We start from the raw sequence: 25,256 nt of genomic DNA on the forward strand, positions 1-25,256 counted from the left end.
TGAGAAACCCTAACGTAGTATAGATTTTAGGTCAAGCTACTAAGGGCGTACGGTGGATGCCTAGGCGCTAAGAGTCGAAGAAGGGCGCGGTTAACAGCGAAATGCCACGGGGAGTCGTAAGCAGGCTTTGATCCGTGGATACCCGAATGGGGCAACCCCACCGGAGTCATATCCGGTGATCTGCAGCTGAATACATAGGCTGCCGAGGACAACCCGGGGAACTGAAACATCTAAGTACCCGGAGGAAGAGAAAGAATCATCGATTCCCTGAGTAGCGGCGAGCGAAACGGGAAGAGCCCAAACCAATCCCTTCGGGGATTGGGGTTGTAGGACCCTCTTTTAGGAATGGATCTCTAGCTGAAGAGATCTGGAAAGGTCGAGCAGAGAAGGTAACACCCCTGTAAGCGAAAGAGCAGAGTGCTGTGAGGGAATCCTGAGTACCGCGGGACACGTGAAACCCCGTGGGAAGCAGGGAGGACCACCTCCCAAGGCTAAATACTACTTAGCGACCGATAGTGAACCAGTACCGTGAGGGAAAGGTGAAAAGCACCTCGGAAGAGGAGTGAAAAAGAACCTGAAACCGTACGCTTACAAGCAGTCACAGCACTTCGGTGTAGTGGCGTGCCTTTTGTAGAATGAACCGGCGAGTTACGGTATGCAGCGAGGTTAAGGCGAAGAGCCGGAGCCGAAGCGAAAGCGAGTCTGAAGAGGGCGACGAGTTGCATGCTGTAGACCCGAAACCGTGTGATCTACCCATGGCCAGGGTGAAGGTGGGGTAAAACCCACTGGAGGCCCGAACTCACTGTCGTTGAAAAGGCAGGGGATGAGCTGTGGGTAGGGGTGAAATGCCAATCGAACACGGAGATAGCTGGTTCTCCCCGAAATAGCTTTAGGGCTAGCCTCAATTGATGAACCATGGCGGTAGAGCACTGAATAGGCTAGGGGCCTTACCAGGTTACCGAACCTTATCAAACTCCGAATGCCATGGTCTTAAGATTGGGAGTCAGACTGTGGGTGATAAGATTCATAGTCAAAAGGGAAACAGCCCAGACCATCAGCTAAGGTCCCAAAGTATACACTAAGTGGGAAAGGATGTGGAACTGCACAGACAACCAGGATGTTGGCTCAGAAGCAGCCACCATTTAAAGAGTGCGTAATAGCTCACTGGTCGAGTGGTTCTGCGCCGAAAATGTAACGGGGCTCAAGTGTATCACCGAAGCTATGGCTTGCACGTTTACGTGCAGGGGTAGGGGAGCGTTCTAAATGCAGGGAAGTCATTCTGTAAGGAATGGTGGAGTGTTTAGAAGTGAGAATGCCGGTATGAGTATGCGAAAAGACAAGTGAGAATCTTGTCCGCCGAAAATCTAAGGTTTCCTGGGGAAGGCTCGTCCGCCCAGGGTAAGTCGGGACCTAAGCCGAGGCCGAAAGGCGTAGGTGATGGACAACTGGTTGAGATTCCAGTACCACCGAGAAGCGTTATTAACAATGGGGAGACACAGAAGGATAGGTTAAGCGTGCCGTTGGTCGAGCACGCCCAAGCGAGTAGGAGGTAGGGTAGGCAAATCCGCCCTGCGATAACTCTGAGACGTGATGGGGAGCGAAACATAGTAGCGAAGTAACCGACTCCAAGCTGTCAAGAAAATCCTCTAGTGAGTGACTGGGTGCCCGTACCGCAAACCGACACAGGTAGATGGGGTGAGAAACCTAAGGCGCGCGAGAAAACCCTCGTTAAGGAACTCGGCAAAATGGCCCCGTAACTTCGGGAGAAGGGGCGCTCACTGCAAGGTGAGCCGCAGAGAAAAGGTCCAGGCGACTGTTTAACAAAAACACAGGTCCCTGCGAATCCGCAAGGAGAAGTATAGGGGCTGACACCTGCCCGGTGCTGGAAGGTTAAGAGGAGAGGTTAGCCGCAAGGCGAAGCTTTGAATTGAAGCCCCAGTAAACGGCGGCCGTAACTATAACGGTCCTAAGGTAGCGAAATTCCTTGTCAGGTAAGTTCTGACCCGCACGAAAGGTGTAACGATCTGGACACTGTCTCAACGAGGGACTCGGCGAAATTGTAATACCCGTGAAGATGCGGGTTACCTGCGACAGGACAGAAAGACCCCATGGAGCTTTACTGCAGCTTGACATTGGATTTTGGTATAAAATGTACAGGATAGGTGGGAGACAGAGAAGCTAGGGCGCCAGCCTTGGTGGAGTCGCCGGTGGGATACCACTCTTTTTGTACTGAAGTTCTAACTAGGTCCCCTGAATCGGGGATTAGGACAGTATCAGGCGGGCAGTTTGACTGGGGCGGTCGCCTCCTAAAGAGTAACGGAGGCGCCCAAAGGTTCCCTCAGCGCGGTTGGAAATCGCGCGCAGAGTGTAAAGGCAAAAGGGAGCTTGACTGCGAGACCTACAAGTCGAGCAGGGACGAAAGTCGGGCTTAGTGATCCGGTGGTACCGAGTGGAAGGGCCATCGCTCAACGGATAAAAGCTACCCTGGGGATAACAGGCTTATCTCCCCCAAGAGTCCATATCGACGGGGAGGTTTGGCACCTCGATGTCGGCTCATCGCATCCTGGGGCTGTAGTAGGTCCCAAGGGTTGGGCTGTTCGCCCATTAAAGCGGTACGTGAGCTGGGTTCAGAACGTCGTGAGACAGTTCGGTCCCTATCCGTCGCAGGCGCAGGAAATTTGAGAGGATCTGTCCCTAGTACGAGAGGACCGGGATGGACGAATCACTGGTGTACCAGTTGTCTCGCCAGAGGCACAGCTGGGTAGCTATATTCGGATCGGATAAGCGCTGAAAGCATCTAAGCGCGAAACCGGCCTCAAGATGAGATTTCCCACAGTGAGAGCTGGTAAGACCCCTGAAGGAAGATCAGGTTGATAGGCCGGATGTGGAAGCACCGTGAGGTGTGGAGCTGACCGGTACTAATCGGTCGAGGGCTTGACCTAATTGAACTACGGCAGGAACGTGGCTCAGTGTTTCCGAAGAAGACGAAACTAGAAAGAAGACTCTATGTGGTTTTGAGAGAGCAGGGTTCTGTAAAAGAAAACTGAAAATCTCAGAGATCTGGTGATCATGCCGGAGGGGTTCCACCCGTTCCCATACCGAACACGGAAGTTAAGACCTCCAGGGCCGAGCATACTTGGGGCATAGCCCCTGGGAAATTAGGTCATCGCCAGGTAAACAAGCGAAAGACTGCCTTATGGGCAGTCTTTCTGTGTTCATAGTAAGAATTATGTAGGCATATTAAGTTAATTACAAGAAGGAAGTCCGGGGTTCCACCCGTTCGATCCATGTTGCAGGAGTCTGCGTTACGGGACGCAACGTGGCGAAAAGCTCGTCCGCTTTTCGTATACCGAACACGGAAGTTAAGACCTCCAGGGCCGAGCATACTTGGGGCATAGCCCCTGGGAAATTAGGTCATCGCCAGGTAAACAAACGAAAGACTGCCTTATGGCAGTCTTTCTGTGTCTATAACAAGAAATATAAAGCAAAACTACCGGGGTTCCACCCGTTCGGACCCACATTGCAGGAGAATGCGTTACAAGTCGCAATGTGGCGAAAACCTCGTCCGCCTTTCATTCCAGGGCCGAAAAACTTGCTTTTTGATAAGTAAGTCATCGTAAGGAAAGCGTACGTGAACATTAAAATTTGAAAATTCAAAAGCAAAATAATTAATGTCTGAATTTTATTTATAGTATCTTCTACAAGAAGTGTGTTAAACTGTTATTGTGTGGGGGAATGATATTATGGAAAATATTAATTATGAAGCCTTAGATTTTGATGAGAATGAGAAGAGTCTTATAAGAGAATACGGAACAATCAACCGCTATCAGAAAGGACAGATTGTTTTCTCTGCTGGGGATACTGCAGATAGAATTTATTTAATTGAGAAAGGATTCGTTAAGATTTACAGAATTACCCCCGATGGCAGGAAAGTTACAGTCGGAAGCATGCGGAGTCCGGGTCAGCTCATGGGCCTCGCAGAAACTTTGTATCATGGAGAACGTACATGTTTTGCAGGGGCTATCAGCGATGCAGTCTTAGTCGTTGTTCGCAAGTCTCGTTTTGAGGAATTACTTGAAAAACAGCCATCTATCGCAATAAAAGTTGCGACTACTTTAGGCATAAGAATGCGTGAAGCAGAGGCTATCATTCAGGAAATGGTATGTTGGCAAGTGCCAGGCAGACTAGCCATGCTGCTGTTAAAAATGTCCGAGCGTGCAGGGGTTGAAACTCAAGCGGGCACAAAGATTGCACTGCGTTTAACTCATGAAGAAATAGCTTGTATGATAGGTACTTCAAGACAAACTGTTACTTCGTTGCTGAATACTTTTAAGCAAGAAAACAGCATTTTTATTGAAGGGCGAGAAATGTACATTCTCGATGCTGAAAAGTTGAAGAAATGGATTATTTAGAAAGGCTAGCGACAAAGCTGGCCTTTTGTATACTATGAGCTTTCTAAGCCACAATAAGGTATCACTACTTTTAATGAAGAATTTATTTTCGGGGCAGGAAGTATAATTTTTGGTTTGTTCTATACCTTACTTCGACATAAGGGTAACTAGGCAGTCGTTGACTTACTAAATTTAAAAAAGGAGGTGTCGCAAAACTACTTTTCTAAAGTAGCAAGCGATGCTCCCTTTTTCTTTTTCCCTTGAAAGATATTTATTGGTTTGATTGAAATGCTTAATCTCTACTTTCTTCTTAAATTTGAGTATAACAAAATAAGCCTTCAGGATTAGGCCGTTTTTCTCTCCTTTTTATGCGGTTTTTAGTGGATGAAGGGGTTTCCCAATTCGTTCATTTTGTATTTTAGAGTGAAGTTTATTCACGTTATACCCAAAACACAGCAGCATAAATTCAGTTTTCACACTGTTTTTGCCTCGTGTTAGAAAGCGGTTGAAGTTATAGTCATTTTGAGGACCCCAAAGGCTCCTTCAACCTGTATGGACCGATTTACTCTTAGCAGTATTCCTTCTTTGGTTGTGATGTTTCTATACGAGATCTGGCGTTTGGCCACAAACGTTTTGGATACTTGCATTCGTCGATTGCCTTTAGCTTTTGTACAGCGACTTTTACACGGACAGTCACTGCAGTCTTCACATTCATAGACTGTTATTTCGGACTGGTAACCGGTTGCTGATGTTCGATGAGTGATTCCAACGGGTTTGAGTTGTTTTCCATTATGACACGTGTATTCATCGATTTCCGCATTGTAAGCCATGTTTTCTCGCTTACTAATATCTTTTTTGAAGCTCTTCTTTTTCCATTGTTCATAGGTCTGTGGCTTTATGTAGCAGGTCTGATGTTTTCCTTCGAGATAAAGATAGTTCTCTTCGCTCTCATAACCAGAGTCTGCGGTAACATTCTCATAATGCGCCTGTAGTTTTGATTCAAGCATATTTAAAAAAGGAATTAATGTGGCTATGTCGTTACGATCCTGGAAGATCCCAACCCCTGTTACATATTCGCTTTCCACGCCAATCTGGACATTGTAAGCCGGCTTTAACTGAGCATTGCGCATATGATCATCTTTCATATGCATGAACGTTGCATCAGGATCGGTCTTAGAGTAGCTATTTCTTCCTTCGAAGAATTGGTGATGTGCATTGTACTTTTCTTGCCGGGTATAGAATTCCTTCAGGCTTTCTATAAATTTCTGCAGCTTTGATTTCCGTTTTCCAATACCGTGAACAAATTCAATCTGCTCTTGCTGACATTTTTCTTCTAGGTAAGAGATAGCAGTCTTAAGATCCTTAAGTAACGTCTCTTTGGTTACGTTGAAGTCCTTTAAATAGGTCAAATTGATCTCCTCAAGACAAGACTGAATTTTCAAGAACATCTTTGCCTCATTTTTGTTAACGACTTTTTTCCAGACAAAGGTATAACGGTTAGCACTGGCTTCAATTTTTGTTCCATCGACAAAGAGGTTCTTAAACTCTACTTCACCAAGCTCATGTAAATGCTTTACCATTTGGAAAAAGAGGTCTTCTATGGCTTCCTTCAGATAGTCTTTTCGGAATCGAGCAATGGTGCTGTGGTCAGGTGCTTTGCATCCTGCCAATAACCACATGAAGTTAATGTCTCTTTTACAGGCGACTTCAATTTTTCGGCTGGAGTAAATGTTATTCATATAGGCATAGGTCAATACTTTAAACAGGATTTTGGGTTCGACTACCGGTTTTCTTCCAGTGGAAGAGTAGGCCTTATACAACGCTTCGTAATTTAATCCCTCCAAAATGTGGCTTAGTAGTCGAACGGAGTCATCCTCTGGTATTAACACGTTAAAATTAAATGGCAAAGCTAATTGATAGTGTCCACCTAATTCGTTATAATTCTTAGTGTGTAATTTGGTTTTTAGCATAACTTAAATTATACGCTAACTGCGAGTTCTTTGGGACCCGCAGTTTTCTATTTTTAGTAAGAAAAAGGGCCGTTGCTTGCGAACTATTTTAGTTCGTTTTGCAACGGCCCCTTAATGTAGAGCTGATAAGTAAGAAAATCAATTTTGCTTAGATCTAATTTTTGAATTTCCTAAGTTAGCTTTTGGAAGAGTGGTTCTCTTCGAGGGGATCTAAAAACGCAAGTATTCCCCACAAACCTAAATCACAAAATAAAAGAGGGGCCAAACCGGGAGCTTGGTAAAAGACTCTTGACCATTGAAAGACGCCACGTCCTGCCAAGTCAGCACTCAAATGAAAGGAAAAGCCCATTAACCCCACGATAAAACTTATTGTCATGGTAATACCTAGAAGAAGAGATAAACGATGTTCAGGATAACTGTAGCTTTGGAAAAGCAAGATCAATGCAGCGAAGACACCTACGTAAAACGGAAACCAGGTATAGATGTTTTCAAAGCCTGTGCGCGCATGATCAAAGTATGCAACCAAGGCCGTGGCTAGAAACCAGAACGAAGTGGCCAGGAGCAGCCAGCGGGTTTTTTGAGTAAGATTGTATTTGCGATGGCTCGGCTGGTCATCGAGAGATATGATTACTCCAATGATCCCTAAAGCGACAAAGGCTAAGGGAGCAAAGACGGGGTTCCCGCTTATGAAACCTGCATAAGACACTATATCTCCGGCTGAAACTGCTTGGAGGTGGAAAGCAAAACCCAGAATGCCTACTAATACGCCTAGCGAATGTATTAGGAAATTAAGCGTTTTAGGGAAGCCCGATTTTGGTTTGAGCAGGAAAAAGACAGAGCATAGAGCCGCTAGGGGGCAAAACACAATGGGAATCCATTCATAACTGGGCATAAAGCGGTTTTCGGCATGTGCAATCAAGACATCTAAAAACACGATTAAGTAGTTAATAATTAGAAAAAAAAGGAGGAGGCGCGTTTTGTCGATTGGAATTTTTATAGTTTGGCCGGTGAGCCATTGATAAGAATAGCGCCTCGCAGGTAAGGATTTCATTGGCGATTCTCCTTTTATTGACCTTCAGCTTTAGTTGATTTACTGGTATCTTGAGTCGTGGTAGTGTTCATTGTTCCTTTGCCTCTGAGAGCGGCATCTTGTTCTTTAAGCTCAGTGAGATCGATAAGTTGTTCGTATATTCCGTGCCATTGTACATAGTCTGGACCATTCATAAAGGCTCCAAATCTCATGCGGCGTCCTTCATGGTGCCATATTTCAAATCCTTTATAATCAATAGAGCTTGAAAATGGAGCCGCAGGGATTAACCCATCGTCTTTTAAGCTTTTAATGATGCTCTGAGCAGTTTTTATATTTTCATTGCCTTTTAAGACGACCTTATCCGCATTATCATACATAGTGTTAATAGATGACTTGGCATGGCACTCTAAACATACAGTTTGCATATTAACTCGATGCGCCTCCCAATCAACTCGTTTTTGCGCTTGCGCTGGGGTCAGGAACCAACTTAGGCGTTGACCGGGATCATGGGTTCCTTGAGCGGCACCAAATGAAGCCATATGGCAGATTGCGCAAGTGGGCGCATCAAAGTTTTTGCTGGAAAGAGTTCCAACGGGAGCATTCCAGGCCCAGGTCGATCCCTTGTTGGCATAGATTGTTCCATGGATTGACTCATCATAGATTTCTTTTTGAGGATGGTCGGGTCCAAGGTGGCAAGACTCACAAATCTCAGGTTTGCGGACTTGCTCTAAAGAAAAGGTGTGCCCTTCATGGCATTTGGCACAGTCACCAAAGGATCCGTCAGCGTTTGGTTTTCCGATTCCATGGCATACTTCACAGGCCATTTTTGTAATATCAGGCCCTTCCATATGATAAAGGTCATTATATTTGCCCGTCGATGAAAGGCCATAACGTTTAAGCTGGGCATCTGTAAAAGCGGATGCTCCGGTCTGGGCATACCAAGCTGGTGCACTATGCCTGCTATGGTCAAACTGAGTAGATTGAGCAGGATGACAGCGAGAACAACTTTGAGGCGTCGGGCGAAGGACGATATTATTGTCATAATGATTTACAGTCTGTTTTCCCCCTGGATCTCCTCGATGACAATCGATACAGGCTACTTTATTAGCAGCATGTTTACTTTCACCGTATTGCTTAACAACTCCAGGGGTCGTTTGATTATGACAAGAAAGGCAGCTCCCCCCATTTCCCGCAAACGAGGCAGAGGCGGTGGGATTAGCTTTATTAGAACTGTTCCATACTGAGAAAAGATAACCTAGTCCTATGGTTATGATTAATGCTAAGATTAAACTTCGCCAAAATTTATTGCGGCTCATACAGCCCGGATTAACCGGTGCACCTCCTTAACCAAAAATTTATCTGCTTTCTCATTGCGGGTAGTATTTGTTTTCTTTTGTAGGATATACTTCACAAATTAACGTCTATAATTTGGCAGAAATACAATATAAATCTAAAAAGGGCTATCAAAGGAACGAAAAAGTCTCAAAAAAAATCCCAAAAAAAATCACAGATAGTTGTTGACATTTTAATCTCCGTCAGCTATACTAAAAAAGTTCCGAAAAACAGTGGCCCGTTGGTCAAGCGGTCTAAGACATCGCCCTTTCACGGCGGCTACACGGGTTCGAATCCCGTACGGGTCACCAATATTTGTTTCGGGTGATTAGCTCAGCTGGTAGAGCGCCTGCCTTACAAGCAGGATGTCGGCAGTTCGAACCTGTCATCGCCCACCAATATTAAGGCCCCGTGGTGTAGTGGTTAACATGCCTGCCTGTCACGCAGGAGATCGTCGGTTCAAGTCCGATCGGGGTCGCCATATTTCAAGTTAATAATGTGGGTAGGTGGCCGAGTGGTTAAAGGCGACAGACTGTAAATCTGTTCCGCGAGGTACGATGGTTCGAATCCATCCCTGCCCACCACTTATCATCACTCTTATCGCGGGGTGGAGCAGCGGTAGCTCGTCGGGCTCATAACCCGAAGGTCGTCGGTTCAAATCCGGCCCCCGCAACCAAGCTATTAAGCCTTGGCATGTTCCGGGCTTGATATATATTGGGGTGTCGCCAAGCGGTAAGGCACCAGACTTTGACTCTGGCATTCGTTGGTTCGAATCCAGCCACCCCAGCCATAATGAGCCATTAGCTCAGTCGGTAGAGCACCTGACTTTTAATCAGGGTGTCCCGCGTTCGAGTCGCGGATGGCTCACCAGCACTCGCGGGTGTAACTCAGTGGTAGAGTGTCACCTTGCCAAGGTGAAAGTCGCGAGTTCGAATCTCGTCACCCGCTCCAAATGAAAATGCGCTCGTAGCCCAGCTGGATAGAGCGTCTGACTACGAATCAGAAGGCCGGGAGTTCGAATCTCTCCGAGCGCACCATTACCATGGGATCATATTGCCGTTGTAGCTCAGTTGGTAGAGCGTATCCTTGGTAAGGATAAGGTCACCGGTTCAATCCCGGTCAATGGCTCCATATTTGCGGGAGTGGCGTAATTGGCAGACGCGCACGTTTGAGGGGCGTGTGGGTAACTCCGTACGGGTTCAAGTCCCGTCTTCCGCACCACCAAGCAATTCTCTGGAGAAGTACTCAAGTGGCTGAAGAGGACGGTTTGCTAAACCGTTAGGGTGGGTAACTGCCGCGAGGGTTCAAATCCCTCCTTCTCCGCCATAATATATTCCTCGATAGCTCAATGGTGGAGCAACCGGCTGTTAACCGGTAGGTTGTAGGTTCGAGTCCTACTCGGGGAGCCATGGCAGGGTAGCCAAGTGGTCTAAGGCAAGCGGTTCATACCCGCTCATCCGAGGGTTCAAATCCCCCCCCTGCTACCAGAATATGCGGGTGTAGCTCAATGGTAGAGCACTAGCCTTCCAAGCTAGCTACGTGGGTCCGATTCCCATCACCCGCTCCAATTAAAGAAATACCGCACTTTATGTGCGGTTTTTTTTATACTATTAGAAAGTATAACCTTTGGTTGTATACTGCAAGAAGAGCTAATTCGTGCGAAGACAGTGTCTTCGTCTTCTGGCATAAGTGCAACTAACCTGCCGCTTCGCCGGAGGATTAGCGCCAGCTAAGTTTTCTTTATCCTCGGAAAAAGCCATTTCCTATTTAATCATATTTCTTGTTTCAACTAATACGCATTCATGGTGGATTACGGCAATCCCGTTAGATTCTCCGTCTTCAATGGCTTTAGTGCTTTCACTGCCAGGCTGCATCCACACCCGTTTTATCCCAAGAGAAATGCATTCTTGAACAATTTGTTCTGTAATTTGAGGCGGGACAATAATGCTAACCGCATCGGGCTTAAGTGGTAAAGCAGAAAGCGCCGGAAAACAGGGATCTCCGTCAATGCTGTTAAGCTTTGGGTTAATCGGGAAAACTGTATAACCTGCCTTTTTAAGCTGAACATAAACTTTATAACCAAACTTGGAAGTGTTTTCCGAAACGCCAATTACCGCCCAGCTTTTTTGGTTTAAAAAGTCATTAATGTTGCCATTCATTCTTTTTCTCCTTTCTTGTACTACTCGTAAGTATAACTTTTGGGCGTTTACTGCAAGAAGAGTTAATACGTGCGAAGACAGTGTCTTCGTCTGCTGCATAAATGCAAATCGACAGCCGCTCATGACAATAGTCAGCGAGTTTATTGCCGCACTGCGACTCACTATATTCTGCAGTGTGGATTGACTCAGTATCCTCAGTATTGAGGAAGCTAATAATATTGTAATGGAAAATTAGGTAAATATCAAAATTGAGTTAGTAGTTGTTTTTTGTTGTATTTGTGAAAATTTGTTCTGGAAAAATTTTATAAAAATAAAAGCAAATATAATAGTTGACAAAGGGACTTTAAAAATGCTATTATAGTTAAGCGCCGCAGGACATGTTAATAATATACTTCTACATTACATGCTCTGTGGAAACGGTTAAACTTAGTTTCACTAAGTTACCCATGGTCTTTGAAAACTAAACAACAAGGACAGCCAATGAGAGAAACTCGCAAGAGTTTCAAAAGAATCATGAAATCATGAGCAAGAAATCATCTTCTTTCGAAGAAGTTGAATAACTTTTTTGGAGAGTTTGATCCTGGCTCAGGACGAACGCTGGCGGCGTGCCTAACACATGCAAGTCGAACGGAAACAAACTCTAAGTTTACTTAGAGTGCGTTTTAGTGGCGGACGGGTGAGTAACGCGTGGGTAACCTGCCCATAAAACCGGGACAACTCTTGGAAACGAGGGCTAATACCGGATACGCTTAAGAAGCGGCATCGCTTTTTAAGGAAAGATGGCCTCTGAAAATGCTATCGCTTATGGATGGACCCGCGTCTGATTAGCTGGTTGGTGGGGTAAAGGCCTACCAAGGCGACGATCAGTAGCCGGCCTGAGAGGGTGAACGGCCACACTGGGACTGAGACACGGCCCAGACTCCTACGGGAGGCAGCAGTGGGGAATCTTCCGCAATGGACGAAAGTCTGACGGAGCAACGCCGCGTGTATGATGAAGGTCTTCGGATTGTAAAGTACTGTCTTTAGGGAAGAACGGTCTCTTCAGGAATATGGAGGAGACATGACGGTACCTAAGGAGGAAGCCCCGGCTAACTACGTGCCAGCAGCCGCGGTAATACGTAGGGGGCGAGCGTTGTCCGGAATTATTGGGCGTAAAGGGCGCGTAGGCGGGTATTTAAGTCCGGTGTGAAAGATCAGGGCTCAACCCTGAGAGTGCATCGGAAACTGGGTATCTTGAGGACAGGAGAGGAAAGTGGAATTCCACGTGTAGCGGTGAAATGCGTAGATATGTGGAGGAACACCAGTGGCGAAGGCGACTTTCTGGACTGTAACTGACGCTGAGGCGCGAAAGCGTGGGGAGCAAACAGGATTAGATACCCTGGTAGTCCACGCCGTAAACGATGAGTGCTAGGTGTAGGGGGTATCGACCCCTCCTGTGCCGGAGTTAACACAATAAGCACTCCGCCTGGGGAGTACGGCCGCAAGGTTGAAACTCAAAGGAATTGACGGGGGCCCGCACAAGCGGTGGAGCATGTGGTTTAATTCGACGCAACGCGAAGAACCTTACCAGGGCTTGACATCCTCTGAACTCTCTAGAAATAGGGAGGTGCCCTTCGGGGAGCAGAGAGACAGGTGGTGCATGGTTGTCGTCAGCTCGTGTCGTGAGATGTTGGGTTAAGTCCCGCAACGAGCGCAACCCCTGTATTTAGTTGCTAACACGTCAAGGTGAGCACTCTAGATAGACTGCCGGTGACAAACCGGAGGAAGGTGGGGATGACGTCAAATCATCATGCCCCTTATGTCCTGGGCTACACACGTGCTACAATGGCCGGTACAGACGGAAGCGAAGCCGCGAGGTGAAGCCAATCCGAGAAAGCCGGTCTCAGTTCGGATTGCAGGCTGCAACTCGCCTGCATGAAGTCGGAATCGCTAGTAATCGCAGGTCAGCATACTGCGGTGAATACGTTCCCGGGCCTTGTACACACCGCCCGTCACACCACGAAAGTCTGCAACACCCGAAGCCGGTGAGGTAACCCGCAAGGGAGCTAGCCGTCGAAGGTGGGGCCGATAATTGGGGTGAAGTCGTAACAAGGTAGCCGTATCGGAAGGTGCGGCTGGATCACCTCCTTTCTAAGGAGAACGGTTTAGAGCTTAGGCTTTAAACGAACATCCTATGGGTCGATGCTCTTAGAAGAAAACGAAGGTTAAACTTAAGTTTTAAATAAGAGATCAAAAAAGAGTCGCAAGGCTCAAGCCGAGGGATCGGCAACTCATTGGCAAAGCTGTTGTTTAGTTTTGAGAGACCAGAGCATTGTTTGTCGTGAGAACAACGAACGATAGCATGGGAACTCAAAAATGGGCCTGTAGCTCAGCTGGTTAGAGCGCACGCCTGATAAGCGTGAGGTCGGTGGTTCGAGTCCACCCAGGCCCACCAATTCTAAGTGGAACGATACGTCGTGGCTTGTGTACGAAATACGATCACTTGGACCACGAGGAACGTCAACTAAGAGAAAAAATTTTGGGGGTATAGCTCAGCTGGGAGAGCACCTGCCTTGCAAGCAGGGGGTCAGCGGTTCGATCCCGCTTACCTCCACCATTCATTTTAAAGACATTCATGTTCTTTGAAAACTGCATAGAGAAACAATTTCTAGTAAGTCAAAGGAAACATCACCTCAAAACGACGTATCAACAAAGTTTTGAGAAACCCTAACGTAGTATAGATTTTAGGTCAAGCTACTAAGGGCGTACGGTGGATGCCTAGGCGCTAAGAGTCGAAGAAGGGCGCGGTTAACAGCGAAATGCCACGGGGAGTCGTAAGCAGGCTTTGATCCGTGGATACCCGAATGGGGCAACCCCACCGGAGTCATATCCGGTGATCTGCAGTTGAATACATAGGCTGCCGAGGACAACCCGGGGAACTGAAACATCTAAGTACCCGGAGGAAGAGAAAGAATCATCGATTCCCTGAGTAGCGGCGAGCGAAACGGGAAGAGCCCAAACCAATCCCTTCGGGGATTGGGGTTGTAGGACCCTCTTTTAGGAATGGATCTCTAGCTGAAGAAGACTGGAAAGTCTCGGCAGAGAAGGTAACACCCCTGTAAGTGAAAGGGAGACATTCTGTGAGGGAATCCTGAGTACCGCGGGACACGTGAAACCCCGTGGGAAGCAGGGAGGACCACCTCCCAAGGCTAAATACTACTTAGCGACCGATAGTGAACCAGTACCGTGAGGGAAAGGTGAAAAGCACCTCGGAAGAGGAGTGAAAAAGAACCTGAAACCGTACGCTTACAAGCAGTCACAGCACTTCGGTGTAGTGGCGTGCCTTTTGTAGAATGAACCGGCGAGTTACGGTATGCAGCGAGGTTAAGGCGAAGAGCCGGAGCCGAAGCGAAAGCGAGTCTGAAAAGGGCGACGAGTTGCATGCTGTAGACCCGAAACCGTGTGATCTACCCATGGCCAGGGTGAAGGTGGGGTAAAACCCACTGGAGGCCCGAACTCACTGTCGTTGAAAAGGCAGGGGATGAGCTGTGGGTAGGGGTGAAATGCCAATCGAACACGGAGATAGCTGGTTCTCCCCGAAATAGCTTTAGGGCTAGCCTCAATTGATGAACCATGGCGGTAGAGCACTGAATAGGCTAGGGGCCTTACCAGGTTACCGAACCTTATCAAACTCCGAATGCCACGGTCTTAAGATTGGGAGTCAGACTGTGGGTGATAAGATTCATAGTACAAAAGGGAAACAGCCCAGACCATCAGCTAAGGTCCCAAAGTATACACTAAGTGGGAAAGGATGTGGAACTGCACAGACAACCAGGATGTTGGCTCAGAAGCAGCCACCATTTAAAGAGTGCGTAATAGCTCACTGGTCGAGTGGTTCTGCGCCGAAAATGTAACGGGGCTCAAGTGTATCACCGAAGCTATGGCTTGCACGTTTACGTGCAGGGGTAGGGGAGCGTTCTAAATGCAGGGAAGTCATTCTGTAAGGAATGGTGGAGTGTTTAGAAGTGAGAATGCCGGTATGAGTATGCGAAAAGACAAGTGAGAATCTTGTCCGCCGAAAATCTAAGGTTTCCTGGGGAAGGCTCGTCCGCCCAGGGTAAGTCGGGACCTAAGCCGAGGCCGAAAGGCGTAGGTGATGGACAACTGGTTGAGATTCCAGTACCACCGAGAAGCGTTATTAACAATGGGGAGACACAGAAGGATAGGTTAAGCGTGCCGTTGGTCGAGCACGCCCAAGCGAGTAGGAGGTAGGGTAGGCAAATCCGCCCTGCGATAACTCTGAGACGTGACGGGGAGCGAAACATAGTAGCGAAGTAACCGACTCCAAGCTGTCAAGAAAATCCTCTAGTGAGTGACTGGGTGCCCGTACCGCAAACCGACACAGGTAGATGGGGTGAGAAACCTAAGGCGCGCGAGAAAACCCTCGTTAAGGAACTCGGCAAAATGGCCCCGTAACTTCGGGAGAAGGGGCGCTCACTGCAAGGTGAGCCGCAGAGAAAAGGTCCAGGCGACTGTTTAACAAAAACACAGGTCCCTGCGAATCCGCAAGGAGAAGTATAGGGGCTGACACCTGCCCGGTGCTGGAAGGTTAAGAGGAGAGGTTAGCCGCAAGGCGAAGCTTTGAATTGAAGCCCCAGTAAACGGCGGCCGTAACTATAACGGTCCTAAGGTAGCGAAATTCCTTGTCAGGTAAGTTCTGACCCGCACGAAAGGTGTAACGATCTGGACACTGTCTCAACGAGGGACTCGGCGAAATTGTAATACCCGTGAAGATGCGGGTTACCTGCGACAGGACAGAAAGACCCCATGGAGCTTTACTGCAGCTTGACATTGGATTTTGGTATAAAATGTACAGGATAGGTGGGAGACAGAGAAGCTAGGGCGCCAGCCTTGGTGGAGTCGCCGGTGGGATACCACTCTTTTTGTACTGAAGTTCTAACTAGGTCCCCTGAATCGGGGATTAGGACAGTATCAGGCGGGCAGTTTGACTGGGGCGGTCGCCTCCTAAAGAGTAACGGAGGCGCCCAAAGGTTCCCTCAGCGCGGTTGGAAATCGCGCGCAGAGTGTAAAGGCAAAAGGGAGCTTGACTGCGAGACCTACAAGTCGAGCAGGGACGAAAGTCGGGCTTAGTGATCCGGTGGTACCGAGTGGAAGGGCCATCGCTCAACGGATAAAAGCTACCCTGGGGATAACAGGCTTATCTCCCCCAAGAGTCCATATCGACGGGGAGGTTTGGCACCTCGATGTCGGCTCATCGCATCCTGGGGCTGTAGTAGGTCCCAAGGGTTGGGCTGTTCGCCCATTAAAGCGGTACGTGAGCTGGGTTCAGAACGTCGTGAGACAGTTCGGTCCCTATCCGTCGCAGGCGCAGGAAATTTGAGAGGATCTGTCCCTAGTACGAGAGGACCGGGATGGACGAATCACTGGTGTACCAGTTGTCTCGCCAGAGGCACAGCTGGGTAGCTATATTCGGATCGGATAAGCGCTGAAAGCATCTAAGCGCGAAACCGGCCTCAAGATGAGATTTCCCACAGTGAGAGCTGGTAAGACCCCTGAAGGAAGATCAGGTTGATAGGCCGGATGTGGAAGCACCGTGAGGTGTGGAGCTGACCGGTACTAATCGGTCGAGGGCTTGACCTAATTGAACTACGGCAGGAACGTGGCTCAGTGTTTCCGAAGAAGACGAAACTAGAAAGAAGACTCTATGTGGTTTTGAGAGAGCAGGGTTCTGTAAAAGAAAACTGAAAATCTCAGAGATCTGGTGATCATGCCGGAGGGGTTCCACCCGTTCCCATACCGAACACGGAAGTTAAGACCTCCAGGGCCGAGCATACTTGGGGCATAGCCCCTGGGAAATTAGGTCATCGCCAGGTAAACAAGCGAAAGACTGCCTTATGGGCAGTCTTTCTGTGTTCATAGTAAGAATTATGTAGGCATATTAAGTTAATTACAAGAAGGAAGTCCGGGGTTCCACCCGTTCGATCCACGTTGCAGGAGTCTGCGTTACGGGACGCAACGTGGCGAAAAGCTCGTCCGCTTTTCGTATACCGAACACGGAAGTTAAGACCTCCAGGGCCGAGCATACTTGGGGCATAGCCCCTGGGAAATTAGGTCATCGCCAGGTAAACAAGCGATAGACTGCCAATTATGGCAGTCTATCTGTGTCTATAACAAGAGATATAAAGCAAAACTACCGGGGTTCCACCCGTTCGGACCCACATTGCAGGAGAATGCGTTACAAGTCGCAATGTGGCGAAAACCTCGTCCGGTTTTCGTCACGTTGCAGGAGTTTGCGTATGGGGACGCAACGTGGCGAAAAGCTCGTCCGCTTTTCGTATACCGAACACGGAAGTTAAGGATCTACACTGCAAGAGAATGCGTTACGAGACGCAGTGTGGCGAAAGCTCATCCGCCTTTCGTTCCAGGGCCGAGCATACTTGGGGCATAGCCCCTGGGAAATTAGGATCCACACGGCAGGAGTCTTCGTCACGGGACGCCGTGAGGCGATAGTCTCCACCGGAGACTATCGTATCGCCAGATAACAAGCGATAGACTGCCAATTATGGCAGTCTATTTGTGTTCTTCAAAATCGCTGTCTATGAAGCTCTATTTACAACGTGATACAGAAAGATAAGGATTATCAAAGTAACTGGTTGATTATCAAACTTAGGCCGTATTTTGAGCAAACAAAAAGACTATCTCTGTGAGGCAGTCTTTTTGTAATGAGATAATTTGATAAGTAATCCGCGCAAGGTAAAGTCCTTTGAATAAAAATGGTTTAAGCTAGCTGCATTAATAATTAAGTAAGGCAATAGACTTTTATTATTGCCGCTCATACAATACTGCTGAAAAGCTACGCGCTATTAGGGCAGTATAGGTAAGATTAAGTTGGCAATTGTTCCGGGTGAATTTCCTTTTCATGTTTTGCTGCTTCGTAGTTAAAAAGGAACCTTTGGTTGCAGTAAGAACAGTGAATAAATTTACCATCCGATGATGGAATTGGCATATTAACCACCTCCTTGGTTTCGATTCTAACCATCTTTATAAGAATTTAAACTTAAATACTTAAGTAAATAATCTTTTTTTTATAAAGCGGGTCATAAAGTAGAATTGAGGTGAAAAGATATGCGGCGAAGATGGATTGATATCCTATATATTGAATTCTATTGGTGGAAACGAGACATAATTCGACATTTTAAGTTGGATACACTAACTGGCATATCGGGTATACTATTTGTATGCTCAAGCGTTCTTTTCTTGATCATTTTAGGAAGTGCAGCAGCTCATATTTTTCGTAATTTCATTCCATGGGTCTCTGGTTCACGCATAGGAGATGTTTACTGGCAATCAATTAGTTTTGGTATCAAGGCCGCGTTAACATTTATGGTCTTTTGTGGTTCACTAATTGCTTTTATTATCTTCAAAATAATGAAGCAATCGTAACCATAAAAAAATATTATAGTTCTAACTTGTCGAGTTGGAAAATAAACGTAAAAAATAGATAATGTGGATTTACATCTTAACAAGAATCCTTGCATAGGTTCAATTCGTATGTTAAAATTTATAGGTTAGAAGGAGGTCAGATAGGTGGATTTGTTGTCCGGGCTTTCAATTAAACAGTTATTTGACGTTATTATGATTCCCGTCCAAATAATAATAATATTTTTGACCTTTTATTATTTTGTCCTGTCTATATTTGGATTGTACAGAAAACGTGAGGTTAAAATAGTAACTCCCGAGAAGAGTTTTGCCGTTGTTGTCGCTGCTCATAATGAGGAGGCAGTGATTGGACCTCTCGTTGAGAATCTTAAAATGCTTGAGTACCCCAAAGAGCTTTTTGACATCTTTGTGGTGGCAGATAATTGTACTGATAAGACGGCTTTAATAGCACGAGATGCGGGGGCTATCGTACATAGACGTTTTAATACAGAAAAACGCGGCAAGGGATATGCTCTTGAATGGATGTTTTATCGTCTCTTTAAAATGGAACGTCAATACGATGCTATCGTGATTTTTGATGCAGATAATTTAGTCAAAGAAAACTTTCTCTTCGAAATGAACAGTAAACTTTGCCAAGGACATAAAATAGTTCAGTGTTACTTGGATTCTAAAAATCCAATGGACACATGGGTGACCAACACATTTTCAATTGCATTTTGGGTTACAAACAGATTGTTGCAACTTGCGAGATATAATACGGGGCGGTTGTCAAACGTTCTTGGTGGGACAGGCATGTGTATTTCAACAGATGTTTTGAAAGAATTTGGCTGGGGAGCGACGTCTCTGACTGAAGATCTTGAATTTAGTATGAAGGCTTTATCACATGGAATAAAAACTACATGGGCACATGATGCGGTAGTCTATGACGAGAAACCGTTAACTTTTATGCAATCTTGGTATCAAAGAAAACGGTGGGCTCAGGGTCAGGTGGATGTAGCAGGACGCTATTTCTTCCCCTTAATAATTAAAGGTATTCGCGAGCGAAAGATTATGTATTTTGATGCCGCTATTCACCTTTTTCAACCCGCTCTTGTTATGATTGCAACTTTTTTTATGATGACGAACCTTATCTCAGGTTTGCAATCAAATTATAGTAATATCTTTACATTGGTCATGCCTTGGACGGGGTGGCAGATATTGTCTTCGATTCAATATATCTATCCTGTTGCAGCTTTAGCGCTGGACCGCATTCCCTGGAAAGCCTATATAGGCCTGATTCTCTACCCTTTGTTTATCTATAGTTGGATTCCGATTGTCTTTTTAGGATTCGTCCATCGCAAAGATAAGCAATGGTCCCATACAAAGCATACTCGCTCAATTAATATTGAAGATGTTGTAAAGCAGAAAAAAGTATCAACAAGCTAGTGAGAACCTTGCTAGGTAATGGGAAAAGGGTTTAAAAAAATGTTTTGACATAGGGGACTTTTTTGTGTATACTGATATTCGTCAGTCGCCTGGGTGATTAGCTCAGCTGGTAGAGCGCCTGCCTTACAAGCAGGATGTCGGCAGTTCGAACCTGTCATCGCCCACCAAAAAACTTAGTTTGAGGTAGATGAGACAGTTCAGTTCATTCCTAAGTGACTTTGGTTAAAGCTTGATGACTTAGGGGTTATTGTTCGAACATCGAGCATTGTACCTCGGTTGACGAAAGATGGCCCCGTGGTGTAGTGGTTAACATGCCTGCCTGTCACGCAGGAGATCGTCGGTTCAAGTCCGATCGGGGTCGCCATTTTATAATTTTTGCCTCGGTAGCTCAGTCGGTAGAGCAGAGGACTGAAAATCCTCGTGTCGGCGGTTCGATTCCGTCCTGAGGCACCACGCGGGTGTAACTCAGTGGTAGAGTGTCACCTTGCCAAGGTGAAAGTCGCGAGTTCGAATCTCGTCACCCGCTCCATTCACTTACGTGGCGGCATAGCCAAGTGGTAAGGCAGAGGTCTGCAAAACCTTTATCCCCAGTTCAAATCTGGGTGCCGCCTCCAAATATTTTAACTGCCGATGTGGCGGAACTGGCAGACGCACGGGACTTAAAATCCCGCGGGTTAATAGCCCGTACCGGTTCGATTCCGGTCATCGGCACCATTATGGGTTTGTAGCTCAGCTGGTTAGAGTACCGCGTTGACATCGCGGGGGTCGGAGGTTCGAGTCCTCTCAAACCCACCATTTACACAAAAACAAAAACCTTGTAGTCCTTGGTATTAGGGATTACAAGGTTTTTTATTATATCTGTGGAGAGTGACCAACCAAAATAGAGAACTTGTAATTATCCCTTAATATCTGTTAATCTGAAAGTATTCCTAAGCAGACTGACAAAGCGACAGACGCTCATTTTGAGGGGTTTCCCCCCTATAACCTTAGAAAATATATCACGGTTGCTTCCCTAATTATTAAAGAAGGGCGTTGCCGCTCCACTATTGTGAAATGATAACCCTTTTGGCTGTTTGACCCTGATTTGGGTATTCCGAGTTAAGTTTTTAAACATCCCCTCTGGTGAAGGAGGCGGGTTAGTTGCACTGATATGAACGAGACTGTCAACTAGCCCCGTCTTCTTTTTTAAAATTTTATTGGTAAAACCTTATTTTGGGCACATTTTGGTAACACTATAGGTAGCTCTTGCCAATCTTAGAGGATAGGGCAATGCTGGAGAGCAACCTGAGCGCTAGATTGGTTTCTGCTGCAATGAGGAATTGGGAACAAATTGTTCCCTTCCTTTTTAAATTGCAGGAGAATTTAAAGCGTTAAACTCTTGGGGCGAAGCCCCAACATTCTTTTCTGCTGATTTAAAAACACGGCACGAAGGCAAACGATTTACATCGACGATGAGCAGTCTGATATTCGTGGATTTTCACATTTTATCGCTTCGTCTGGGGAGCTGCCACGAACTTATGGCGTGCGTTCAGTTTGTATAACAAACCTAGCAACAAGTGCAACTCGTGGATTCTCCTTTACGGACTTTTCCTTTTGCCTACGTGCCCTACTTTTAATTCGCACCTCTTATAATCCAAATTCTTTAATAATCATCCTTCACCAAATTTAGGATGCTTTTTCAACCTCACATGCTATCGCCCAAACAAAACCCGCTAATTCTCTTGCAACGGCTGCAATTACTTTCCCACTTGGTTTTCCTCGCCCCATTAATCGTTTATATTTCCGATGTAACCGGTCTTGGGCCTTCCATGCAATCATTGTGATCTCTGGCGGTTTCCCTTGCTGCCTTTTACGAATCTCCCCCTTTATCGCAGGTGTATAACGATAGCTCCAGGCGGCTTCAATCAATATACGTCGTACATGAGCATTTCCCGTTTTGGTCATCTTTCCCTGATGACGTGTTTCTCCCGTCGAGCGCTCGCTTGGAACCAACCCAGTATAAGACATTATTCGTCGGGCACTGCCAAACCGTGTAAACGATCCAATCTCAGCAACTAAACTGGTCGCTGATAGCTCTGCCACACCTCGCAGGGTTTGCAGCGCTTGAATCATCGGGGCATGAACACTATCTGTCGCCTGGTCATGAATTTCTGCTTCAAGCCGTTTTATGCGCTGTTCAATCTCGTCTAAATGGTGAAGGTACTCTTGAAATACTGTACTCTGTGCAGCACGGCTGAACTTCAGAGCGTCCAGCCAATCCCGATAACCTGCTGTCCACTTTTTTATGCCTGCCGGAGGATTTAAGTCATATCGCAATAAGAATTTCGTTAATCGATGCCTTGCTCGAAGCTGATCCTCTTTTGAATCCTCTCGAGCACGAACTAAATCTCGCAAAGCTTCATCATCCTCAGTAGGAACATAAATGGGGGTTAATTCTCCAGCACGAAATAATTGAGATAAGCGAATAGCATCACGACGATCGGTTTTTACACGTTCTCCAGGTTTTGTGGGAATCAAAGAAGGAGCTACAACGCTACATTCGATGCCCAGACTAAGCAATAATCTATAAAGTGGATACCCCGTAGGGCCAGCTTCATAGCAAACTTTGAGTTGTCCCGGTGTTCCTAACTGTTTCATTAACTTTCTAATCGATTCAGAGTTATTTTGGCAAACACCCCAGTAGCGTGGGGCTTCTCTGCCCTCATCGGCAATTGCAACTGCTATTTTTTCTTTGGATACGTCTAAACCTACGTATTTTGTGTTATCCTTCATAGTAACGGCTCCTTTCGCATTTCAGCTCTGTTTTGGTAATCATTAACATGTATAGCATTACCAAAAATAACCTGTGTGCTGCGAATTGGGGCCGTCTCGTTCATGATAACTTATGCTAGAGGAAAGCAAGAAAACTAAGCCTCAGCTCGCCAGTGTCTTTTTCTATGCCCTCACATAAAAGATAGTGGGCCATGATACTACTCCGCCGTTTCAGACCAGAGAAGGCATTGTAGGGCGTTTCCGAAGCCGGATATACCATGTGCAGCAGTGGCCGAGTCGCAGTCCCGTGCCTCAGAAGCGGTATATACCGTGTTTACGGTCCGAATTTTACGGCCCTGTTGTAATCTCTCCAGCGATTAGAGCATTTACAACAGGCCAAACGGTTCTGGTAGTAGAAGACTCCGCTTTCAGGGTTCTGTTTTGCTTTGCTTTTTTGTTTTATTGTTTTGATCCACAGCAAAAAGCGCCCAATATGGGCGCTTTTTGCATGAGAGCTATTCCTTGATTCGAGTCTTTTTGCCTTGCGCAGACTACGTTGGTCTGACCGCCCAAACCTTCTTAGCAATTTCTTCGGGCTCAACAGTTATCCTTGCTACGCCACTGTCCATTGCGGCTTTAGCAACAGCCGCTGCTACAGCGGGAGCGACTCGGGGATCAAAAGCTTTTGGGATAACGTAATCCGAGGTGCGTTCTTCGTCGCTGACCAGGTTTGCAATCGCATAGGCAGCGGCAACTTTCATTTCTTCATTTATTTGAGTGGCGCGGACATCGAGAGCGCCTCGGAAAATGCCTGGGAAAGCCGAAACGTTGTTAACCTGGTTGGGAAAATCCGAACGTCCGGTTCCGATGACTTTGGCACCCGCTTCTTTAGCAAGCTCAGGCATGATTTCCGGAATCGGATTGGCCATGGCAAAGATGATGGGGTCAGCGGCCATAGATTTTACCATCTCCGGAGTTACGGTATTCGCAGCCGAAACTCCGATGAAGACATCAGCGCCTACTAAGGCATCAGCCAGTGTCCCCGCCAGCTTCTGACGGTTTGTGACTTCGGAAATGGCGTCTTTGGATTTATTCATTCCAACCGGGCGGCCTTTATAGATGGTTCCTTTGGTGTCGCACATAATCACATCTTTGACACCCATACTAAGAAGTAATTTAATAATGGCTACGCCGGCAGCGCCTGCACCATTGGTGACAACTCGAATGTTATCCAGGCGTTTTCCGGTCACTTTAAGAGCATTGATCATTCCGGCCATTACGACGATAGCTGTACCATGCTGGTCATCATGAAAAACGGGGATATTCATTTCTTTTTTCAGCCGTTCTTCAATCTCAAAGCAGGCCGGTGCGCTGATGTCTTCCAAGTTGATGCCGCCAAAGGTTGGTTCCAGGAGCTTTACCGTCTCAACAATTTTGTCGATATCCTCAGTGTTTAAGCAGATCGGGAAGGCGTCAACCCCTGCAAACGTTTTAAAGAGTACGGATTTTCCTTCCATAACAGGCATGGAGGCTTGTGCCCCAATGTTTCCCAGACCAAGGACTGCCGTTCCGTTGGAAACGACGGCCACAAAATTGCCTTTATTGGTATAGGCATAGGCCAGGTCATTATCTTTCTCGATATCCAGACAAGGTTCAGCAACTCCCGGGGAATAGGCCAGGGATAAATCCCGACTGTCTCGCACGGGTACTTTGCTGTGCACTTCCAGTTTTCCCATATTGCTGCGGTGGAGTTCTAAAGCATCTTCTCTTAAGGTTCCCATTAAAGAAATCACCCTCCAATTAAAATATTTAGCTTTGTTGATCTCAGTTAGTCAAATACTATAGTAAAGTTTTGGATGATAGATTTTTGAAGTTAGGTATTAGATTGAGCGTTACTCAGTTGACTCTAGCGCAGATCGTGGAGTGCTATCTGCGAAGATAGATTTCTATATCAATAATAGCCATTAAACAACAGATGTTATTGTTATCTTCGCAGCCAGCGATTAAGCGTAAACTTATTTACCTCGCGGTTTAAATCTGCCAGACTCGTGGTTAAAGGAATATTTTTCGGACATGCGCGAACACAGTTTTGGGCATTGCCGCAGTCGGCAATCCCGCCTTCATCCAGTAGGGAAGCCAGGCGTTCATGTTTGTTCATTTCTCCGGTGGGATGGGCATTGAAGAGACGGACTTGAGATATCGGGGCCGGTCCGATAAATTTGGAGCGTGAATTTACTTGCGGGCAGGCTTCCATACAGCAGCCGCAGGTCATACACTTGGACAATTCATACGCCCACTGGCGTTTAACTTCAGCCATCCGTGGACCGGAGCCCAAATTATAGGTTCCGTCAATGGGAATCCAGGCGTGGACTTTTTTTAGATTGTCAAACATGATTTGCCGGTCGACCATGAGGTCCCGTACTAGGGGGAATTTCGTCAGTGGTTCAAGAACAATAGGCTGCTCCAGTTGGTCGATCAGGGCAGAGCAGGCTTGCCTCGCTTTGCCGTTAATGATCATAGTACAAGCTCCGCAAACTTCTTCCAGACAGTTGCATTCCCAGACAACAGGCGTCGTCTTTTGGCCGGAAGATGTGACCGGATTTTTTTGAATCTCCATTAAACAGGAAATGACATTTAATTTTTCCCGGTAAGGAACGTCAAACTCTTCCCAGCGGCTTGGCTTATTCGGGGCGTCCTGACGTCGGATTTTAAAGTGAATTTTATTTTGTTGAACCATGCTCTTTTTCGCCTCCTACTT

General features: G+C 46.6%; 9 protein-coding genes, 24 tRNA genes, 5 rRNA genes and 1 pseudogene. 31 read left to right on the plus strand and 8 right to left on the minus strand.

What is annotated here, in order from left to right; genetic code table 11:
* Positions 1 to 29 precede the first annotated feature (29 nt).
* From DESACI_RS00460 to DESACI_RS00475, 3 genes are all read left to right on the plus strand, one after another.
* Positions 30 to 2,942 (plus strand): 23S ribosomal RNA (locus DESACI_RS00460).
* Positions 2,943 to 3,059: 117 nt separating this feature from the next.
* Positions 3,060 to 3,175 (plus strand): 5S ribosomal RNA (gene rrf / locus DESACI_RS00465).
* 568 nt (positions 3,176 to 3,743) lie between these two features.
* Positions 3,744 to 4,412: a Crp/Fnr family transcriptional regulator gene (locus DESACI_RS00475; RefSeq protein WP_014825225.1), complete on the plus strand. Its 669-nt coding sequence runs from the start codon at positions 3,744 to 3,746 to the stop codon at positions 4,410 to 4,412.
* A 345-nt stretch (positions 4,413 to 4,757) separates the two neighbouring features.
* Here the strand turns inward: DESACI_RS00475 and DESACI_RS00480 are convergent.
* The 3 genes and pseudogenes from DESACI_RS00480 to DESACI_RS00490 all read right to left on the minus strand — a co-directional run bounded on the left by DESACI_RS00480 (position 4,758) and on the right by DESACI_RS00490 (position 8,707).
* A pseudogene (locus tag DESACI_RS00480) lies at positions 4,758 to 6,361 on the minus strand (IS1182 family transposase).
* A gap of 175 nt (positions 6,362 to 6,536) precedes the next feature.
* The gene (locus DESACI_RS00485; protein ID WP_014825226.1) at positions 6,537 to 7,412 is read right to left on the minus strand and encodes a hypothetical protein; all 876 of its coding nucleotides are present in this window, start codon (positions 7,410 to 7,412) and stop codon (positions 6,537 to 6,539) included.
* 14 nt (positions 7,413 to 7,426) lie between these two features.
* Positions 7,427 to 8,707, minus strand: a complete 1,281-nt coding sequence (locus tag DESACI_RS00490) for a multiheme c-type cytochrome (RefSeq protein ID WP_014825227.1) — start codon at positions 8,705 to 8,707, stop codon at positions 7,427 to 7,429.
* A gap of 251 nt (positions 8,708 to 8,958) precedes the next feature.
* Here DESACI_RS00490 and DESACI_RS00495 point away from each other — a divergent pair.
* From DESACI_RS00495 to DESACI_RS00565, 15 genes are all read left to right on the plus strand, one after another.
* Positions 8,959 to 9,034: transfer RNA gene (locus DESACI_RS00495), tRNA-Glu, on the plus strand.
* An 11-nt stretch (positions 9,035 to 9,045) separates the two neighbouring features.
* A tRNA-Val gene (locus DESACI_RS00500) sits at positions 9,046 to 9,121 on the plus strand.
* A gap of 7 nt (positions 9,122 to 9,128) precedes the next feature.
* Positions 9,129 to 9,204: transfer RNA gene (locus DESACI_RS00505), tRNA-Asp, on the plus strand.
* Between the two features lie 19 nt (positions 9,205 to 9,223).
* Positions 9,224 to 9,307: transfer RNA gene (locus tag DESACI_RS00510), tRNA-Tyr, on the plus strand.
* A gap of 17 nt (positions 9,308 to 9,324) precedes the next feature.
* Positions 9,325 to 9,399 (plus strand) — tRNA-Met (locus DESACI_RS00515).
* Positions 9,400 to 9,438: 39 nt separating this feature from the next.
* A tRNA-Gln gene (locus tag DESACI_RS00520) sits at positions 9,439 to 9,513 on the plus strand.
* 4 nt (positions 9,514 to 9,517) lie between these two features.
* A tRNA-Lys gene (locus tag DESACI_RS00525) sits at positions 9,518 to 9,593 on the plus strand.
* Positions 9,594 to 9,599: 6 nt separating this feature from the next.
* A tRNA-Gly gene (locus DESACI_RS00530) sits at positions 9,600 to 9,674 on the plus strand.
* Positions 9,675 to 9,683: 9 nt separating this feature from the next.
* Positions 9,684 to 9,760 (plus strand) — tRNA-Arg (locus tag DESACI_RS00535).
* Between the two features lie 18 nt (positions 9,761 to 9,778).
* Positions 9,779 to 9,854 (plus strand) — tRNA-Thr (locus DESACI_RS00540).
* A 5-nt stretch (positions 9,855 to 9,859) separates the two neighbouring features.
* Positions 9,860 to 9,944, plus strand: a tRNA-Leu gene (locus DESACI_RS00545).
* Positions 9,945 to 9,958: 14 nt separating this feature from the next.
* Positions 9,959 to 10,049 (plus strand) — tRNA-Ser (locus tag DESACI_RS00550).
* An 8-nt stretch (positions 10,050 to 10,057) separates the two neighbouring features.
* Positions 10,058 to 10,132 (plus strand) — tRNA-Asn (locus DESACI_RS00555).
* Position 10,133: 1 nt separating this feature from the next.
* Positions 10,134 to 10,210: transfer RNA gene (locus tag DESACI_RS00560), tRNA-Ile, on the plus strand.
* A gap of 6 nt (positions 10,211 to 10,216) precedes the next feature.
* A tRNA-Gly gene (locus tag DESACI_RS00565) sits at positions 10,217 to 10,290 on the plus strand.
* A 196-nt stretch (positions 10,291 to 10,486) separates the two neighbouring features.
* Here the strand turns inward: DESACI_RS00565 and DESACI_RS00570 are convergent.
* Positions 10,487 to 10,882, minus strand: coding sequence for a CoA-binding protein (locus DESACI_RS00570; RefSeq protein WP_014825228.1), 396 nt, complete (start codon positions 10,880 to 10,882; stop codon positions 10,487 to 10,489).
* Positions 10,883 to 11,444: 562 nt separating this feature from the next.
* Between DESACI_RS00570 and DESACI_RS00575 the strand changes: the two genes are divergently transcribed.
* The 5 genes from DESACI_RS00575 (at position 11,445) to rrf (DESACI_RS00595) (ending at position 16,755) form a co-directional block, all read left to right on the plus strand.
* Positions 11,445 to 13,012 (plus strand): 16S ribosomal RNA (locus DESACI_RS00575).
* 227 nt (positions 13,013 to 13,239) lie between these two features.
* Positions 13,240 to 13,316: transfer RNA gene (locus tag DESACI_RS00580), tRNA-Ile, on the plus strand.
* An 86-nt stretch (positions 13,317 to 13,402) separates the two neighbouring features.
* Positions 13,403 to 13,478: transfer RNA gene (locus DESACI_RS00585), tRNA-Ala, on the plus strand.
* 130 nt (positions 13,479 to 13,608) lie between these two features.
* Positions 13,609 to 16,522, plus strand: a 23S ribosomal RNA gene (locus tag DESACI_RS00590).
* A gap of 117 nt (positions 16,523 to 16,639) precedes the next feature.
* Positions 16,640 to 16,755, plus strand: a 5S ribosomal RNA gene (gene rrf / locus DESACI_RS00595).
* The 16S, 23S and 5S rRNA genes sit together here with 2 tRNA genes alongside, the layout of an rRNA operon.
* A gap of 1,010 nt (positions 16,756 to 17,765) precedes the next feature.
* Here the strand turns inward: rrf (DESACI_RS00595) and DESACI_RS25325 are convergent.
* A complete protein-coding gene (locus DESACI_RS25325) occupies positions 17,766 to 17,888 on the minus strand; it encodes a hypothetical protein (protein ID WP_282434149.1) in 123 nt (40 codons plus the stop codon).
* A gap of 629 nt (positions 17,889 to 18,517) precedes the next feature.
* On the opposite strand from DESACI_RS25325, the gene DESACI_RS00610 reads away from it, so the two are divergent.
* The 8 genes from DESACI_RS00610 to DESACI_RS00645 all read left to right on the plus strand — a co-directional run bounded on the left by DESACI_RS00610 (position 18,518) and on the right by DESACI_RS00645 (position 20,542).
* Positions 18,518 to 19,747, plus strand: coding sequence for a glycosyltransferase family 2 protein (locus DESACI_RS00610; RefSeq protein WP_083845638.1), 1,230 nt, complete (start codon positions 18,518 to 18,520; stop codon positions 19,745 to 19,747).
* A 91-nt stretch (positions 19,748 to 19,838) separates the two neighbouring features.
* A tRNA-Val gene (locus tag DESACI_RS00615) sits at positions 19,839 to 19,914 on the plus strand.
* Positions 19,915 to 20,035: 121 nt separating this feature from the next.
* A tRNA-Asp gene (locus DESACI_RS00620) sits at positions 20,036 to 20,111 on the plus strand.
* A gap of 13 nt (positions 20,112 to 20,124) precedes the next feature.
* Positions 20,125 to 20,200: transfer RNA gene (locus DESACI_RS00625), tRNA-Phe, on the plus strand.
* Between the two features lies 1 nt (position 20,201).
* Positions 20,202 to 20,276: transfer RNA gene (locus DESACI_RS00630), tRNA-Gly, on the plus strand.
* 11 nt (positions 20,277 to 20,287) lie between these two features.
* Positions 20,288 to 20,361, plus strand: a tRNA-Cys gene (locus DESACI_RS00635).
* 12 nt (positions 20,362 to 20,373) lie between these two features.
* Positions 20,374 to 20,461 (plus strand) — tRNA-Leu (locus DESACI_RS00640).
* A gap of 4 nt (positions 20,462 to 20,465) precedes the next feature.
* Positions 20,466 to 20,542 (plus strand) — tRNA-Val (locus DESACI_RS00645).
* Between the two features lie 870 nt (positions 20,543 to 21,412).
* On the opposite strand, the gene DESACI_RS00650 is transcribed toward DESACI_RS00645, so the two are convergent.
* The 3 genes from DESACI_RS00650 to sdhB form a co-directional block, all read right to left on the minus strand.
* Positions 21,413 to 22,519, minus strand: coding sequence for an IS110 family RNA-guided transposase (locus DESACI_RS00650; protein ID WP_014825172.1), 1,107 nt, complete (start codon positions 22,517 to 22,519; stop codon positions 21,413 to 21,415).
* 530 nt (positions 22,520 to 23,049) lie between these two features.
* On the minus strand, positions 23,050 to 24,279 hold the full coding sequence (gene ystJ, locus DESACI_RS00655) for an NADP-dependent malic enzyme (RefSeq protein WP_014825231.1): 1,230 nt from the start codon (positions 24,277 to 24,279) through the stop codon (positions 23,050 to 23,052).
* Positions 24,280 to 24,482: 203 nt separating this feature from the next.
* Positions 24,483 to 25,235: a succinate dehydrogenase iron-sulfur subunit gene (sdhB, locus tag DESACI_RS00660; RefSeq protein ID WP_014825232.1), complete on the minus strand. Its 753-nt coding sequence runs from the start codon at positions 25,233 to 25,235 to the stop codon at positions 24,483 to 24,485.
* Positions 25,236 to 25,256: the final 21 nt, after the last annotated feature.

The sequence above is a fragment of the Desulfosporosinus acidiphilus SJ4 genome (assembly GCF_000255115.2).
Classification (GTDB): domain Bacteria; phylum Bacillota; class Desulfitobacteriia; order Desulfitobacteriales; family Desulfitobacteriaceae; genus Desulfosporosinus; species Desulfosporosinus acidiphilus.

Excerpts from the sequence above, each read along its gene's own strand:
- DESACI_RS00610 (WP_083845638.1), top strand. The coding sequence starts at position 18,518 with ATGATTCCCGTCCAAATAATAATAATATTTTTGACCTTTTATTATTTT.
- DESACI_RS00650 (WP_014825172.1), bottom strand. The coding sequence starts at position 22,519 with ATGAAGGATAACACAAAATACGTAGGTTTAGACGTATCCAAAGAAAAA.
- DESACI_RS25325 (WP_282434149.1), bottom strand. The coding sequence starts at position 17,888 with ATGCCAATTCCATCATCGGATGGTAAATTTATTCACTGTTCTTACTGC.
- DESACI_RS00485 (WP_014825226.1), bottom strand. The coding sequence starts at position 7,412 with ATGAAATCCTTACCTGCGAGGCGCTATTCTTATCAATGGCTCACCGGC.
- sdhB (WP_014825232.1), bottom strand. The coding sequence starts at position 25,235 with ATGGTTCAACAAAATAAAATTCACTTTAAAATCCGACGTCAGGACGCC.
- DESACI_RS00490 (WP_014825227.1), bottom strand. The coding sequence starts at position 8,707 with ATGAGCCGCAATAAATTTTGGCGAAGTTTAATCTTAGCATTAATCATA.
- ystJ (WP_014825231.1), bottom strand. The coding sequence starts at position 24,279 with ATGGGAACCTTAAGAGAAGATGCTTTAGAACTCCACCGCAGCAATATG.
- DESACI_RS00475 (WP_014825225.1), top strand. The coding sequence starts at position 3,744 with ATGGAAAATATTAATTATGAAGCCTTAGATTTTGATGAGAATGAGAAG.
- DESACI_RS00570 (WP_014825228.1), bottom strand. The coding sequence starts at position 10,882 with ATGAATGGCAACATTAATGACTTTTTAAACCAAAAAAGCTGGGCGGTA.